The organism is Staphylococcus sp. EG-SA-15, assembly GCF_017151895.1.
Lineage (GTDB): Bacteria > Bacillota > Bacilli > Staphylococcales > Staphylococcaceae > Staphylococcus > Staphylococcus aureus.
The window spans coordinates 1-14,274 of record NZ_JACVZN010000025.1 but is presented as its reverse complement, the minus strand read 5'-3'; the positions used below and the strand labels follow the sequence as shown (position 1 = coordinate 14,274).

The window sequence follows — 14,274 nt, the reverse complement described above, 5'->3', positions numbered from 1 at the left end:
CTGCGGCTAATGTGTAAGAATCTGAGACATAAATAAATGTTCTAGGCTCAAAAATGATGAATTAGCTGGGGTCCCAACACAGAAGCTGACGGAAAGTCAACTTACTATAATGTGCAAGTTGGGGTGGGACGACGAAATAAATTTTGTAAAAATATGATTTCTGTCTCACCGCCAAAATGTTATCTCCAAGTACTGAGGCTGGATGATACCATGAAATGTCATTCATAATCATTTGAACTAAACGTAGCATCCTTAAATTTTAAAAAAAAGACACATACCAACTTCCGAAATGTAGATGAATCCTCTACAATAGCGGAAGTTTTTCTTTTAATATTGAAATTTCTCAAGGATAGGTCTATACTTTATAAATCGTAATTATTACGATTTATAACCAAAAACAATAACTTGAAATAGATCATTGAGGGAGTGTTAATATGCAACATCATAAAGTGGCTATTATCGGTGCCGGTGCTGCAGGTATAGGTATGGCCATTACCTTAAAAGATTTCGGTATAACAGATGTCATTATTTTAGAAAAAGGAACAGTAGGACATTCATTTAAACATTGGCCGAAATCGACCCTTACGATTACGCCATCATTTACGTCTAATGGATTTGGCATGCCTGATATGAATGCAATTTCCATGGATACTTCACCAGCATTTACATTTAATGAAGAACATATTTCCGGAGAAACATATGCTGAATATTTACAAGTGGTTGCCAACCATTACGAGCTGAATATCTTTGAAAATACAGTTGTCACAAATATATCTGTAGATGATGCATTTTATACGATTGCAACGACAACAGAGACATATCACGCGGATTATATCTTTGTCGCAACAGGTGATTATAATTTCCCTAAAAAGCCATTTAAATATGGTATTCATTATAGTGAAATTGAAGACTTTGATAACTTTAATAAGGGACAATATGTGGTTATCGGAGGTAATGAAAGTGGCTTTGATGCTGCATATCAACTTGCAAAAAATGGCTCTGACATCGCACTTTATACTAGCACAACCGGTTTAAATGATCCGGATGCTGATCCTAGTGTTAGATTGTCACCTTATACACGTCAGCGACTAGGTAATGTCATTAAGCAAGGTGCTCGCATCGAAATGAATGTACATTATACAGTTAAAGATATTGATTTTAACAATGGACAGTATCATATCAGTTTTGATAGCGGACAAAGTGTGCATACGCCTCATGAACCAATACTAGCAACTGGCTTTGATGCAACAAAAAATCCAATCGTTCAACAATTATTTGCGACAACAAATCAAGATATTAAATTAACAACACATGATGAATCGACACGTTATCCGAATATTTTTATGATTGGTGCGACAGTTGAAAATGATAATGCCAAATTATGCTATATCTATAAATTCAGAGCGCGATTTGCAGTACTTGCCCATCTTTTAACACAGCGGGAAGGCTTACCAGCTAAACAAGAGGTCATTGAAAATTACCAAAAAAATCAAATGTATCTAGATGATTATTCATGTTGTGAAGTGTCATGCACATGTTAGAAGTGAAATATGATATGAGAACTGGGCATTATACGCCCATACCTAATGAACCTCATTATTTGGTTATTAGTCATGCGGATAAACTTACCGCAACAGAAAAAGCGAAATTAAGATTATTAATCATAAAACAGAAATTAGATATTTCATTGGCAGAAAGTGTAGTTTCTTCGCCTATAGCGAGTGAACATGTGATAGAACAATTGACACTATTTCAACATGAGCGACGACATTTAAGACCTAAAATAAGTGCGACATTTTTAGCCTGGTTGTTGATATTTTTAATGTTTGCATTACCAATCGGTATCGCTTATCAATTTTCAGATTGGTTTCAAAATCAGTATGTATCAGCATGGATAGAATATTTAACTCAAACAACATTGCTCAATCACGATATATTACAGCATATATTATTTGGTGATTATGGTGTGCTATCACTTGGAACATATTCGCTCGTATGGGCATTGCCGGTTGTAATATTGATTAGTTTATCAACTGCTATAATTGATCAAACAGGATTCAAATCATGGATGATATGGGCAATTGAACCATCAATGTTACGGATAGGATTACAAGGTAATGATATCGTGCCACTATTAGAAGGGTTTGGATGTAATGCAGCAGCTATTTCACAAGCAGCACACCAATGCCATACCTGCACGAAGACACAGTGTATGAGTTTAATAAGCTTTGGTAGTTCTTGTAGTTATCAAATAGGTGCGACATTATCTATTTTTAGTGTAGCTGGAAAGTCATGGCTATTTATGCCGTACTTAATATTAGTACTTTTAGGTGGCATCTTACATAATAGGATATGGTTGAAAAAGAATGATCAACAACTTAGCGTTCCGCTACCTTATGATAGGCAATTACATATGCCAAATATACGTCAAATGTTGCTACAAATGTGGCAAAATATACAAATGTTTATCGTTCAAGCGCTACCTATTTTTATCACAATCTGTCTTATTGTTAGTATTTTATCACTAACGCCAATTTTGAATGTTTTATCACAAATATTTACACCTATATTATCGTTATTAGGCATCTCGTCAGAATTGTCACCAGGGATTTTATTTTCAATGATTCGAAAAGACGGCATGCTCTTGTTTAATTTGCATCAGGGCGCCTTATTACAAGGAATGACAGCAACACAGTTACTACTACTTGTGTTTTTTAGTTCAACATTTACAGCGTGCTCGGTCACAATGACGATGCTTTTGAAACATTTAGGTGGTCAGTCAGCACTAAAATTAATTGGAAAGCAAATGGTGACATCATTGTCTTTAGTTATTGGTATAGGCATCATTGTTAAAATAGTAATGCTGATTATTTAAAAAAATGAACTATAACTGAATATAGAGTCATGTCAGTCAATAGGAGATCTATCTTGGAATATGCTATTCATATGAAGTATAAGAGGAGAGTCGCAGATGAAAATAGTTATTATAGGTGGGTTTTTAGGTGGCGGTAAAACGACTGTCTTAAATCATTTGCTCGCTGAATCATTAAAGGAATCGCTGAAACCAGCAGTCATCATGAATGAATTTGGGAAAATGAGTGTTGATGGTGCCTTAGTATCTGAAGACATACCTTTAAGTGAACTGACAGAGGGGTGTATCTGTTGCGCAATGAAAGCAGATGTATCAGAACAGTTACATCAATTATATTTAAAAGAGCAACCAGACATTGTATTTATTGAATGTAGTGGGATTGCAGAACCAGTCTCTGTCTTAGATGCTTGTTTAACGCCTATTTTAGCTCCGTTTACAACAATTACACATATGATTGGTGTAATAGACGCAAGCATGTATAAACACATTAAATCATTCCCTAAAGACATCCAAGGCTTATTTTATGAGCAATTAGCATATTGTTCTGTCTTATTTGTTAATAAAATAGATTCAGCAGATGTTGAAACAACGAGCAAACTATTGAAAGATTTAGAAGTTATTAACCCAGAGGCCGATATACAAGTCGGTATGCATGGCAGCGTCACTTTGCCAATATCAGTTAGACAAATGACAGCAACTTCTGACAATAAACATAAGTCGTTACATCAAATGATTAATCATCAATTTGTGCAATCACCAGTCAAATGTACTAAAGCAGAGTTTATAAAACGTTTAGCATGCCTTCCGTCTCATATTTATAGGTTGAAAGGGTTTATGACATTTGAAGACACCGCACATACGTATCTCATTCAATTTACACAAGGACAATATGAATTAACACCTGTAGCATTTTCAAAAAAAGTGCCAGAATATTTGGTGCTTATCGGAAAGGGTATTTCAAAAGAAGACTATCAATGTTTGGAACAGTAGTGTTTTCAGTGGAAGAGAATGGTTAACATGCCTTCATGTATAATAACGAGTTGATTTGAACGTTTAAGCGTAAATAAAAATAAGCTTGGTCAGCCATCAAATATAATTTGAAAACTGTCCAAGCTATTTTATTAGAGAACGATAGATTAACCCCACATATTTAATAATACATCAGCAAAGCCTTCAGGTTTTTGAATATAACCTAAGTGACCGCCTGGAATATCTACAATAGGTATGCTAGTTTCTTTATTTATATAAAAGTTAACATCTTGTGGGAAGGAGCCTCTAGAATCTGTCCCATTTAGTAGGGTGATTTTATCGCTGTATTTTGTGAAATCATCCAAAGTAATATCTGAATGCGTATATTGTCTAATTTCAAATTTTGACCAGAACATCGTACGTTTGTACTGTTCTATACGTCCTTCTTCAGTATCAGCAGGTTGAGACATCATTTTTGCATCAATTGGTGCGATATTTAATGTTTCACCAAATGTTTTCATGCCTTTTTCTAAGCCTTCTGTTAAAATTTGATGCACAATGTCATCATTTTTATCTTTCCAATAAGTACTGTCTGGTAAAAATGTATTAATTGGTGGTTCATGAAATGCAATCTTTTTAACGACTTCAGGGTAATCTTTTAACACATGCATCGCAACGATTGAACCTGAACTTGAACCTAATATATAGACAGGTTTATCACTTAATGACTTTGCAAGTTCGGCAATGTCCTGTGCGTCGCGTTTGACACGATAATCACTGTCAGGGTTTGAAGCGGAATCAGGGAGTGGTTCAGTTAACTCGCTTTCTCCATAATCACGACGATCAACGGCTACAACAGTAAAATGGTCTTTTAACTGTTCTGCAAGAGGCAGAAAAATGTCTCCGGTACCGTTTGCACCAGGAATAAAGATGAGCACGGGTCCTTGTCCGACTTGGTGGTATCGTAATTTAGCGCCTTGTAATTCTAAAGTTTCCATATTCAATGACCTCCATTTGTTAATTGTTAGGTGATAAACCTAATAATTTAGCACCATTTGTATAACTTATTTTCTCTTTTTCTTCATCTGTTAAACCCAGTTCATCTAAAAATACACCTAATTTTTCAGGCTCAATATATGGATAATCAGCAGCATAAAGAATTCTATCAATACCTACTTCTTTCTTGACTAAATCAAACTGTGGCTTCGTTAACATGCCACTCGGTGTGATATAAAAATTATTTTTAAAGTAATAGCTTACAGGGTGGTTCAAATGTTCAGCGAATAAAGCTTCATCCATACGTTCTAAGAAGAATGGGATAAACTCACCCCAATGTCCAATAATCATATTTAACTTTGGATAACGATCAAAAATGCCAGATAATACTAGATGTATTGCATGAATTCCGACATCAATGTGCCAACCATAACCAAAACAAGCAAATGTTGCCGCAGTTACTTCAGGATAATTTCCTTTATAGTATGATTGATAAATGTCACTGTTAACTGGCGCGGGATGTAGATAAATCGGTACGTCTAAATTTTCAGCTGTTTTGAAAATAATGTCATATTTGTCTTGATCAAGAAAACCATCTTGTGCACGTCCCATAATGAGCGCACCTTTGAATCCTAAATCATTGATGCAACGTTCGAATTCTCGCGCTGCGGCTTCAGGCTCATTGATAGGTAAAGTTGCAAAGCCTACAAAGCGATTGGGATATTGTGCAATATAGTTTGCCAATTGATCATTTGCTTTTTGACATAATTCAATGGCTTTCTGACCAACCAAATTTGAAGGAGAACCATTTCCATAAGATAAGACTTGAATTTGAACGTCTTGATTATTCATAAATTGGATACGTTCATCATGATGTGATAATTCGTCGGCATTTGTAAAACCTGTCTTTTTTTCAAGGCCTTCTAACATTACTTTCATCGGTACACCTTTAGGATCTGCTGATATCGCATTCATCGTTTCTTTTTGAATATCTTCAATGACATAATGTTCTTCAAACGTAATACTTTTCATTTAATTCGCCTCCATATTGTATTGCATCTATTGCAGAAGCATTTTTTATATACCTCTAATTTCAATGTTTGTAACATAAAATTTATCTACCAAGGCATCTCTCCATCGCCATTAATAAATGTACCTGTTGGGCCATCTGCACCAATCGTTGCTAATTGAATGATTGGCTTGATTCCTTCAGAAACGTGTTTGGAATTATTACTAAAATCACCAACTAAATCAGTATTTGTAGCGCCTGGATCAGCAGCATTGATTTGCATGTTAGGTAATCCTTTAGCGTATTGTAGCGTTAGCATTGTTACTGCCGATTTAGACGAACAATAAGCTAATGAATTCACTTTAGATTCAGCTGTTTCGGGGTTTGTAACCATTCCAAATGAACCTAAACCACTTGATACGTTGACGACAACAGGTTGTTCAGATTTTTCTAAGAGAGGGACGAATGTATTCATCATTCGTACGATACCGAATACATTCGTTTGATATACTTCTTCAACGTCACGAGGTGTCAATTTGGAAGGTGCTGAAAATTGACCAGATATACCTGCATTGTTAATGAGGATATCAAGACGGCCTTCTTTTTCAGCAATCATGTTATAAGCATTTTTGACTGAGTAGTCACTTGTAACATCTAACTGTACATAATGAACACCTAATTTTTGTGATGCTTGTTGTCCTCTTACATCATTCCGAGAACCTATATAAACTTTGTAACCCAATGCTTTAAGTGCCTCTGCACTTGCATAGCCTAACCCTTTATTGCCTCCTGTGATTAACACAATTTTAGTCATTACGTTCCACCTCATCTAAATAAATGTTTAATAAATAATTTCTGTACGCTTCAATTGAAATATGGCGATGCTCTATTTGGAAGGCAAATACACTAGTTGATAATGATTGCAACAGCATATCTGTTTTGAACTTCGTGTAAGTGTCGTCATCACTTTTAAATAAGTCATAATAAAAATCAAATAATTCTTGATAAAATGCGCTTTGGTAAAAACGTAATTTATTGTTGCCTGCTTCAATACATTGCAGTAGTGCCTTATTATCGATTTTAAATTGTAAAAGATAATCTAACGACACTTGCATAACCTCATAATTAGAATGATAGTCATCTTTAATTTGCTTAAAATGAGTGATAAAAATATCAAGGTCTCTTTGTATGACGTAGTAGCATAAATCGCTTTTATCTTTGAAATGTCGATACAATGTCCCCATACCGATACCTAGTTCTTTAGCAATACGATTCATACTAATGTTTTCAACGCCTTCTTCATCAAAAAGTTTGTGCGCTATTTCTTCAATTCGTTGCCTATTCTCTTTTGCATCTTTTCGCATGATTACACCTACTTAAAATTCTCTAAAATTGACAAACGGATAACTCTCCGTTTATTATAAAACGTGTTAAGAAAGTTAGCAATGAATTTGCAATAACTATTAAATATCATAAAAGAAAAGAGTGTTGATAATGTCTTTAAATAAAGAGCAAAGACGCATCACAGCTGAAGAGTTGCAAGCACATTTTGAAGAATCTACCTTATCGGTTCAAATGATTGCTGAAAAACTGAATGTCACTACAGAAGATGTGGAAAAACTATTAGCTATGACAGCGCCACTAGGCATTTTTAGTCATCAATTACAACGATTTATTCATTTAGTATGGGATGTCAGAGATGTAATAAACGACAATATTAAAGGAAATGGACAAACACCAGAACCATATACGTATTTAAAAGGTGAAAAAGAGGACTATTGGTTTTTAAGATAAAAAGAGGAGTGGATCTAAAATGAAAGATATTTTAGTAATAGGCGCAACAGGGAAGCAAGGTAATGCAGTTGTAAAACAGTTGTTAGAGGATGGATGGTATGTAAGTGCATTAACTAGAAATAAGAATAATCGTAAACTTTCAGACATAGGACATCCGCATTTATCAATCGTTGAAGGTGATCTGAGTGATAATGTTAGTTTGCAATCAGCGATGAAAGGGAAGTATGGCTTATACAGTATTCAGCCAATCGTTAAAGATGATGTTAGCGAAGAATTAAGACAAGGTATGAAGATAATTGAAATAGCTGAGCAAGAAAATATTCAACATATTGTGTATAGTACTGCGGGAGGGGTTAATCGAAATCGAACTGGCCCACACTTTGAAGTACTAGCAAAAATAGAAAATAGATTAATGGAATCTAATATAAATGCAACAGTTATCAAACCATCATTCTTTATGGATAATTTTTTACGCATTGCTAAAGTCGAAGATGAACGTATTACATTACCAGAATTTATTAATCCGAATATAAAATTCACAATGATTTCTTCTATTGATATAGCTAAAATTGCATCGTATATTTTTGCACATCCACAAAGCTTTACGCATCAATCAATAGAGATTGGTTCCGATGAAGTTACATTAAGTGAAGCAGCAACAATTTTTAGTGAAGTGACAGGTAAATCTACTGTTATAGAAGGAGAATTTGTTAGTGGTGTTGCAGAAAAGCAATGGTTGGAAGAAAAAGGTTATGAAGTAGACTTTGAATTAATGGCTGAAATAAATCCAACAAGATTATCATTAAGTGATTGGCTTAAAGTCCAAAACTATAATAAGTAATGAATGGGGTGCAATCATGATTCAATCAATGTGGTTTAATTTGCATGTGCAAGATTTAGAAAAGAGCGCACAGTTTTATAAAGCGTTAGGATTTAAAATAAATAGAAACCCACAAATGTTAGATAAAATGGTCGGTATTCAAATAGGTCAAACAACCGTAATTTTAATAGAAAACAAGCATTTTCAAAATGTAAGTCAGCAAAGCCTTAATACTGAACCAAATGAAGTGATGATTTCTCTAGGTGTGAACACAAATGAAGAAGTTGACCAGTTGGTGAATAAAGTGAAAGAAGCGGGTGGCGCAGTCGTTCAAGAACCAACAGTAAGCCAAGGGTTTTATGGTGCAATGTTCAAAGATCTTGATGGACACCATTTTAATTTTTTAGTCTGCTAAAATGAAATTCTCAAAAGAATAAATAAAAAGCCCATACAAAGATGAAGTTTAATGTGCACATGTCGTAAGAGACATGGTGCGACACATTAGTGTCTTCAATCAGTATGGGCTTTGTTTATGAGGTCAGTTGGCACCTTAAGTGCAATACCTCGTGAGCAAATATTAATTTTGAATATAACCGTATTGTTGGCGAAGATCATAAACTTTGTCTGGTGTGACATCCTGACCGATTGGATCAACCACTTTTATTGTGGAAAATGTTGTTAATACTTGTCCTCGGATCATGCTTAAGTAGTCTTGACGCAATGCATGTTGTTCTTGTTTTTCAGCTACAGTAAGTGGTTGGACTTTTTCTTTATTTGCAAGTTCATTAATTCTATCTAAAATTTTCATATTGTCATATCCTCCTTAGAATCAAGTGTTGATATATTTTGAGTTTATTTCTATAAGATAATTTATCAACACATCCAGTAATGTTTTTAGTTTCTCGGTCTTTTGACCAGCAGATTTTTGGAATTAAAATAAGGGGTTTGAGACACGATTTTAATAGTAGTACGATGGCAAAGTGATGTTATTGAAGTGTCGTTTGATATACATGTCTGCAATGTTGTTTTATAAGACAGGATGACGTAACTGAGCAAAGAAATGAGCATTGTCGAATGACATCGTGTGTCTTATTAAAATTGCAATGGGCATAGCATAGGTATATTCACAGTCGATTTTCTTGATTTCTACATTATCATAATACGTAGTGTAAAAGTTATACGACAGTCGATAGTCGATTCGCTTTTTACCACGAGCAATTATTATGTGTTGCTTCAACGTCGACTTTAATTTATTTGTAATGTATGTCACTACACCCAGACTACTCTGATTAATATTTAATATATTATGCGTGCGTTCAAACCCCTGAGGTTCATCTGTCTCGCTCACGTCAATCCCTCCTATCTTAGTATTTAAACAACGCATATCAACTATGCAACATATGTTGTTTAGACATACTATACTACTATGTCGTACGTTTGCCAATAAACACGCACATATCATTTGTTGCCTAAACAACATATTGCCTGAAGTGTTGTTTAAGTACGCAAAAACAAAATGCTTGTCACTAAAATCTTTATGTTTTAATGACAAGCTTATTTTCATTCAGTTAACGACTGCTAATATGACATTGTAGAGTATAGGACGTTGATTTATGTCCTAGACACGGCTAATCAATCGTAATACGTTAAATTTTATTGTGTGTACAAGTATGAACCTAAGTCACATAGTGATTTCAAGATGCATGACTAAATACCAAGTTTTGTTAAAAATGTGCTATATGATGAATTAAAAATGGAAGGTTGCGATCGATAAACACATCGGCTGTCTCTTGACTCGTGTTAAACCAATGTAATGCTAAGCCTGAGATACCAGCTGCTAAAAAACTCGCACTATTTACAATGATATCTCGTTGATGCTCCGGATAGCTGTTTTCTAACATAATCGCAAAAATATCTTCTAATTCATTATTAATACGTTGATGTGCTTTGTTGCAAAATGCTTCACTATTTAATTCGCAAGACTTTGCAGCATCTTTGATATAACTCGCAATTGAAATGAAAATATTACGCAGCACCTTTTCATTAATGACATTAGAAATGCTCAAGTTATCATTCAAGTCTTTTAAAATGGTTACAGATAATGTGTAGTCTAGGAGGTCTTCTTTATCAGTGAAATGAGCGTAAAATGTTGCACGATTTAGCGTAGCAATATCAGTGATATCTTTAACTGTAATTTGAGATAATTTCTTTTCTCTAGAAATTTTAAGAAAAGCATCGACAAGCAATTGTTTGGTTCTAACGATTCTTGGATCTATGGATTTACTTTCCATCATTTGTTCACTACCTAACATCTGTTGTTTTAACACTTATTATCAGTATCTTCTATTATATTGTCAATTGTGTTGATGATATGTAAGTGCTGATACGCTCCTAACAAATAATGTACCTTTTTGGTAAGCATTTGAATGTCTTTCTTCTATTGTATTAATGGATTTTAAAAATGAAGATAAAATAAAAGTGTATTGTAACAATATGTTTGAAAAATTGCCAATTTCTTTATCTAAAAATTCAGAATTTTGTGATATACTATTTTTCATAGTCTTGAGTTATAGATGATACTGCTAGCCTAAATATAACAACATCGGCATGCACATCTTAGAATTTAAGCTAGTGGCAGCTTATAACTTAAGGCTCTTTATTATTTGCATACAGATGTATATACATAAATGGAAGGATGATATTATGACATCAATTAAAACAATTACACCCAAAGATTTTATATTTAGAGTTTTATCAGGTGTCGCCATAGGTATTGTTGCGGGTTTAGTTCCTAATGCGATACTTGGAGAAATTTTTAAATACTTTATGGATTATCATCCGATTTTTAAAACGTTATTAGGCGTTGTCGTTGCAATTCAATTTACAGTACCTGCTTTGATTGGTGCATTGGTTGCCATGAAATTTGACCTATCGCCATTAGCAATTGCTGTTGTGGCAAGTGCAGCATATGTAGGAAGCGGTGCAGCGCAGTTTAAAAATGGTGCTTGGATGATTACGGGTATTGGTGATTTAATTAATACAATGATTACAGCAGCGATTGCAGTGTTGTTCATTTTACTTATTCAACATCGTGTAGGTAGTATGGCATTGATTGTATTCCCAACAGTTGTTGGCGGTATTTCAGGTGCAATTGGTGTTTTAATATTGCCGTATACGAAAATGATTACAACAGCCATCGGTAATATGGTTAATGGTTTTACAGAATTACAACCGATTGTCATGAGTATTTTGATTTCAATGGTATTTAGTCTTATTATTATTTCGCCACTATCAACTGTGGCCATTGCCTTTGCGATAGGTATTACAGGTTTAGCAGCTGGATCAGCGTCAATTGGTATCTCCGCGACTGAAGCAGTATTGATAATTGGTACAAGTAAAGTGAATCGTTTAGGGGTGCCGTTATCCGTCTTCTTTGGAGGCGTTAAAATGATGATACCTAATATGGTGAAATATCCAATTCTTATGTTACCAATATTGACAACAGCCATTGTATCAGGTTTGGTATCAGCATTAGTAGGTATTCATGGAACGAAAGAATCAGCTGGATTTGGTTTTATAGGAATGGTAGGACCGATTAATGCATTTAAATTTATGGAGGTTGATTCTGCTTGGTTGAGTGTCTTACTAATTGTAGTAGCGTTCTTTGTTGTACCATTTGTAACAGCTTGGCTTGCAGATATCATTTATCGTAAAGTGTTTCGTTTATATACTAATGATATTTTTAAATTCATGGGATAATAACAGTATGTTTTTTGAAAATATGAGACCAAAAATTATTTAATGTTATTGTGAATTGCGAGAATGAAGTTGAACAATATAATTGAGCTGCAGTTTATTTGCGCTAATAAAAGATAAGACAATTCACAAAAGATGTGTGTTTTAAAACTTTGAATATACAACAATAATAGCAATCAATACATGTGTAGAAACATATGTGTTGATTGCTTTTTAATTGCGTTTAATGTACGAAAATAAGAGAAGTTACATGTCAGATATATTACAGCTATGTAACAAAAATACAATCTGTAATATTACGAAAGCTGTAATAGTTGAGCTAAATATAGTAAAAATCTTATGTGTTAAAGACTATTTCAAGGGTTGATTGGATTCTAAAGGGCACATATTTCACATTACAGTATAAAACAGCCATATTTCAACATTACAAATAACACTTGATATTGTAATGTTTTGTAAAGAAAGTGTAATTTACTGGCTGGTTTTTTGTGATATAGTGAGTACCGTTGAAAGAAATAAAAGACAATTTAAACTTGCACTACGACATTCAAATTCAAAATATAATTACTAAAAACATAAACTTACAATTATTACTGGAGGATTTTTTACTATGAAAAAGACAATTATGGCATCATCATTAGCAGTGGCATTAGGTGTAACAGGTTACGCAGCAAGCACAGGACATGAAGCACACGCTGCTGAAGTAAACGTTGATCAAGCACACTTAGTTGACTTAGCGCATAATCACCAAGATCAATTAAATGCAGCTCCAATCAAAGATGGTGCATATGACATCCACTTTGTAAAAGATGGTTTCCAATATAACTTTACTTCAAATGGTACTACATGGTCATGGAGCTATGAAGCAGCTAATGGTCAAACTGCTGGTTTCTCAAACGTTGCAGGTGCAGACTACACTACTTCATACAACCAAGGTTCAAATGTACAATCAGTAAGCTACAATGCACAATCAAGTAACTCAAACGTTGAAGCTGTTTCAGCTCCAACTTACCATAACTACAGCACTTCAACTACTTCAAGTTCAGTGAGATTAAGCAATGGTAATACTGCAGGTGCTACTGGTTCATCAGCAGCTCAAATCATGGCTCAACGTACTGGTGTTTCAGCTTCTACATGGGCTGCAATCATCGCTCGTGAATCAAATGGTCAAGTAAATGCTTACAACCCATCAGGTGCTTCAGGTTTATTCCAAACTATGCCAGGTTGGGGTCCAACAAACACTGTTGACCAACAAATCAACGCAGCTGTTAAAGCATACAAAGCACAAGGTTTAGGTGCTTGGGGATTCTAATTCCTTCATAATAAATAAAAGTAATGTTTAGACATTAAATATATAGCTCTTCCCATAGAAATTGGGGAGAGTTTTTTTATTAGAAATTAAAGTCTGATTCTAGAGGTTAGGATGTTATTTTATTATTCCTGACGATTTTAATGTCATGATAGAAGAATTAATGTCACTATTAAATTAGATAAGGCGAAATAAACAATACACCATGATTCTTTTTACACAAATACTTCAATATGGAGTGAGTATTTGTCATTTCATATGGTTAAATTTGAAAGTGAGTTGGAAAGATATCACCGTGGATATATTTTAATAACAGTGCGCGGTAGTTTATCAGTTTATTCAACTTTTTAAAAGTAAATTCGAATAGCATATCTTAATGATTCTGTTACAGTAATATGCATAAAATATAAAACGAACCTTTTTTTGTAAAAATATAATGAAAATAACAGTTATTTTGCTAAAAATTCAAGAATCTATGATAATCTATGTTATGTAGTAAAATCGACAAATTTATATGTGGTTTGCAGTAATGAAATTAACTGTAATAATTGTTTTCTACTTAATAAAAAATTTAAAACTATCTTAATTAAGGGTTAAATCAATTAATGAAAATCAGTGCAATATTTTATTTTCAAAAATATTGTGATATGCTACAAAATAGAGAAAAATAAATGGGGCGTTTATTAACATGGATACAAAAGACTTTAAACGTTTAGAAAAAATGTATTCCCCGCGATACTTACCTGGAT

The 14,274-nt window shown here is 33.9% G+C and carries 17 protein-coding genes; 10 read left to right on the top strand and 7 right to left on the bottom strand.

Annotated features, from left to right (window positions below; all coding sequences use genetic code 11):
• Window positions 1-434: 434 nt before the first annotated feature.
• The 3 genes from IDG64_RS10465 to IDG64_RS10455 all read left to right on the top strand — a co-directional run bounded on the left by IDG64_RS10465 (window position 435) and on the right by IDG64_RS10455 (window position 3,862).
• Complete coding sequence (locus tag IDG64_RS10465; protein ID WP_001163738.1) at window positions 435-1,541, top strand: NAD(P)/FAD-dependent oxidoreductase; 1,107 nt, start codon at window positions 435-437, stop codon at window positions 1,539-1,541.
• A complete protein-coding gene (locus IDG64_RS10460) occupies window positions 1,535-2,875 on the top strand; it encodes a ferrous iron transporter B (RefSeq protein WP_206171317.1) in 1,341 nt (446 codons plus the stop codon). Before IDG64_RS10465 ends, IDG64_RS10460 begins: the two co-directional genes overlap by 7 nt.
• Before the next feature lie 96 nt (window positions 2,876-2,971).
• The gene (locus tag IDG64_RS10455) at window positions 2,972-3,862 is read left to right on the top strand and encodes a CobW family GTP-binding protein (RefSeq protein WP_000706519.1); all 891 of its coding nucleotides are present in this window, start codon (window positions 2,972-2,974) and stop codon (window positions 3,860-3,862) included.
• 146 nt (window positions 3,863-4,008) lie between these two features.
• Here IDG64_RS10455 and IDG64_RS10450 read toward each other — a convergent pair whose 3' ends face one another.
• From IDG64_RS10450 to IDG64_RS10435, 4 genes are all read right to left on the bottom strand, one after another.
• Complete coding sequence (locus IDG64_RS10450) at window positions 4,009-4,839, bottom strand: alpha/beta hydrolase (RefSeq protein ID WP_000448914.1); 831 nt, start codon at window positions 4,837-4,839, stop codon at window positions 4,009-4,011.
• Between the two features lie 19 nt (window positions 4,840-4,858).
• Complete coding sequence (locus IDG64_RS10445; protein ID WP_000836419.1) at window positions 4,859-5,869, bottom strand: amidohydrolase family protein; 1,011 nt, start codon at window positions 5,867-5,869, stop codon at window positions 4,859-4,861.
• An 86-nt stretch (window positions 5,870-5,955) separates the two neighbouring features.
• Window positions 5,956-6,660 (bottom strand): SDR family NAD(P)-dependent oxidoreductase, encoded by a 705-nt coding sequence (locus IDG64_RS10440; protein WP_000161829.1) that lies wholly within the window; start codon window positions 6,658-6,660, stop codon window positions 5,956-5,958.
• On the bottom strand, window positions 6,653-7,210 hold the full coding sequence (locus tag IDG64_RS10435) for a TetR/AcrR family transcriptional regulator (RefSeq protein WP_001224187.1): 558 nt from the start codon (window positions 7,208-7,210) through the stop codon (window positions 6,653-6,655). Before IDG64_RS10435 ends, IDG64_RS10440 begins: the two co-directional genes overlap by 8 nt.
• Window positions 7,211-7,340: 130 nt before the next feature.
• Here IDG64_RS10435 and IDG64_RS10430 point away from each other — a divergent pair, with 130 nt between their 5' ends.
• The 3 genes from IDG64_RS10430 to IDG64_RS10420 are packed head-to-tail and all read left to right on the top strand — an operon-like array spanning window position 7,341 to window position 8,875.
• A complete protein-coding gene (locus IDG64_RS10430; RefSeq protein ID WP_000055853.1) occupies window positions 7,341-7,640 on the top strand; it encodes a DUF2316 family protein in 300 nt (99 codons plus the stop codon).
• Window positions 7,641-7,659: 19 nt separating this feature from the next.
• Window positions 7,660-8,481 carry an NmrA/HSCARG family protein gene (locus IDG64_RS10425; protein ID WP_000651837.1) on the top strand — a complete coding sequence of 274 codons (822 nt, stop codon included), beginning with the start codon at window positions 7,660-7,662 and terminating at the stop codon, window positions 8,479-8,481.
• A 16-nt stretch (window positions 8,482-8,497) separates the two neighbouring features.
• A complete protein-coding gene (locus IDG64_RS10420) occupies window positions 8,498-8,875 on the top strand; it encodes a VOC family protein (protein ID WP_000616225.1) in 378 nt (125 codons plus the stop codon).
• A 162-nt stretch (window positions 8,876-9,037) separates the two neighbouring features.
• Here IDG64_RS10420 and IDG64_RS10415 read toward each other — a convergent pair whose 3' ends face one another.
• From IDG64_RS10415 to IDG64_RS10405, 3 genes are all read right to left on the bottom strand, one after another.
• A complete protein-coding gene (locus IDG64_RS10415; protein ID WP_000697134.1) occupies window positions 9,038-9,268 on the bottom strand; it encodes a DUF896 domain-containing protein in 231 nt (76 codons plus the stop codon).
• Between the two features lie 219 nt (window positions 9,269-9,487).
• On the bottom strand, window positions 9,488-10,024 hold the full coding sequence (locus IDG64_RS10410) for a hypothetical protein (protein ID WP_001808306.1): 537 nt from the start codon (window positions 10,022-10,024) through the stop codon (window positions 9,488-9,490).
• 160 nt (window positions 10,025-10,184) lie between these two features.
• The gene (locus tag IDG64_RS10405; protein WP_001789900.1) at window positions 10,185-10,754 is read right to left on the bottom strand and encodes a TetR/AcrR family transcriptional regulator; all 570 of its coding nucleotides are present in this window, start codon (window positions 10,752-10,754) and stop codon (window positions 10,185-10,187) included.
• Between the two features lie 184 nt (window positions 10,755-10,938).
• Here IDG64_RS10405 and IDG64_RS10400 point away from each other — a divergent pair, with 184 nt between their 5' ends.
• The 4 genes from IDG64_RS10400 to IDG64_RS15585 form a co-directional block, all read left to right on the top strand.
• The gene (locus tag IDG64_RS10400; RefSeq protein ID WP_223181132.1) at window positions 10,939-11,037 is read left to right on the top strand and encodes a hypothetical protein; all 99 of its coding nucleotides are present in this window, start codon (window positions 10,939-10,941) and stop codon (window positions 11,035-11,037) included.
• 126 nt (window positions 11,038-11,163) lie between these two features.
• A complete protein-coding gene (locus IDG64_RS10395) occupies window positions 11,164-12,219 on the top strand; it encodes a PTS sugar transporter subunit IIC (protein ID WP_000200684.1) in 1,056 nt (351 codons plus the stop codon).
• Window positions 12,220-12,826: 607 nt separating this feature from the next.
• Window positions 12,827-13,528, top strand: a complete 702-nt coding sequence (gene isaA / locus IDG64_RS10390) for a lytic transglycosylase IsaA (protein ID WP_000751274.1) — start codon at window positions 12,827-12,829, stop codon at window positions 13,526-13,528.
• 685 nt (window positions 13,529-14,213) lie between these two features.
• Window positions 14,214-14,274 (top strand): hypothetical protein (locus IDG64_RS15585; RefSeq protein WP_481906130.1); only part of this gene is annotated, 61 nt, incomplete at its 3' end.

Bases quoted from the DNA above. Each gene is read 5' to 3' on its own strand.
- IDG64_RS10405 (WP_001789900.1), bottom strand. From the start codon at position 10,754: ATGATGGAAAGTAAATCCATAGATCCAAGAATCGTTAGAACCAAACAA.
- IDG64_RS10415 (WP_000697134.1), bottom strand. From the start codon at position 9,268: ATGAAAATTTTAGATAGAATTAATGAACTTGCAAATAAAGAAAAAGTC.
- IDG64_RS10425 (WP_000651837.1), top strand. From the start codon at position 7,660: ATGAAAGATATTTTAGTAATAGGCGCAACAGGGAAGCAAGGTAATGCA.
- IDG64_RS10435 (WP_001224187.1), bottom strand. From the start codon at position 7,210: ATGCGAAAAGATGCAAAAGAGAATAGGCAACGAATTGAAGAAATAGCG.
- IDG64_RS10450 (WP_000448914.1), bottom strand. From the start codon at position 4,839: ATGGAAACTTTAGAATTACAAGGCGCTAAATTACGATACCACCAAGTC.
- IDG64_RS10455 (WP_000706519.1), top strand. From the start codon at position 2,972: ATGAAAATAGTTATTATAGGTGGGTTTTTAGGTGGCGGTAAAACGACT.
- IDG64_RS10440 (WP_000161829.1), bottom strand. From the start codon at position 6,660: ATGACTAAAATTGTGTTAATCACAGGAGGCAATAAAGGGTTAGGCTAT.
- IDG64_RS10420 (WP_000616225.1), top strand. From the start codon at position 8,498: ATGATTCAATCAATGTGGTTTAATTTGCATGTGCAAGATTTAGAAAAG.
- isaA (WP_000751274.1), top strand. From the start codon at position 12,827: ATGAAAAAGACAATTATGGCATCATCATTAGCAGTGGCATTAGGTGTA.
- IDG64_RS10430 (WP_000055853.1), top strand. From the start codon at position 7,341: ATGTCTTTAAATAAAGAGCAAAGACGCATCACAGCTGAAGAGTTGCAA.
- IDG64_RS10445 (WP_000836419.1), bottom strand. From the start codon at position 5,869: ATGAAAAGTATTACGTTTGAAGAACATTATGTCATTGAAGATATTCAA.
- IDG64_RS10395 (WP_000200684.1), top strand. From the start codon at position 11,164: ATGACATCAATTAAAACAATTACACCCAAAGATTTTATATTTAGAGTT.
- IDG64_RS10410 (WP_001808306.1), bottom strand. From the start codon at position 10,024: ATGAAAATAAGCTTGTCATTAAAACATAAAGATTTTAGTGACAAGCAT.
- IDG64_RS10465 (WP_001163738.1), top strand. From the start codon at position 435: ATGCAACATCATAAAGTGGCTATTATCGGTGCCGGTGCTGCAGGTATA.
- IDG64_RS10460 (WP_206171317.1), top strand. From the start codon at position 1,535: ATGTTAGAAGTGAAATATGATATGAGAACTGGGCATTATACGCCCATA.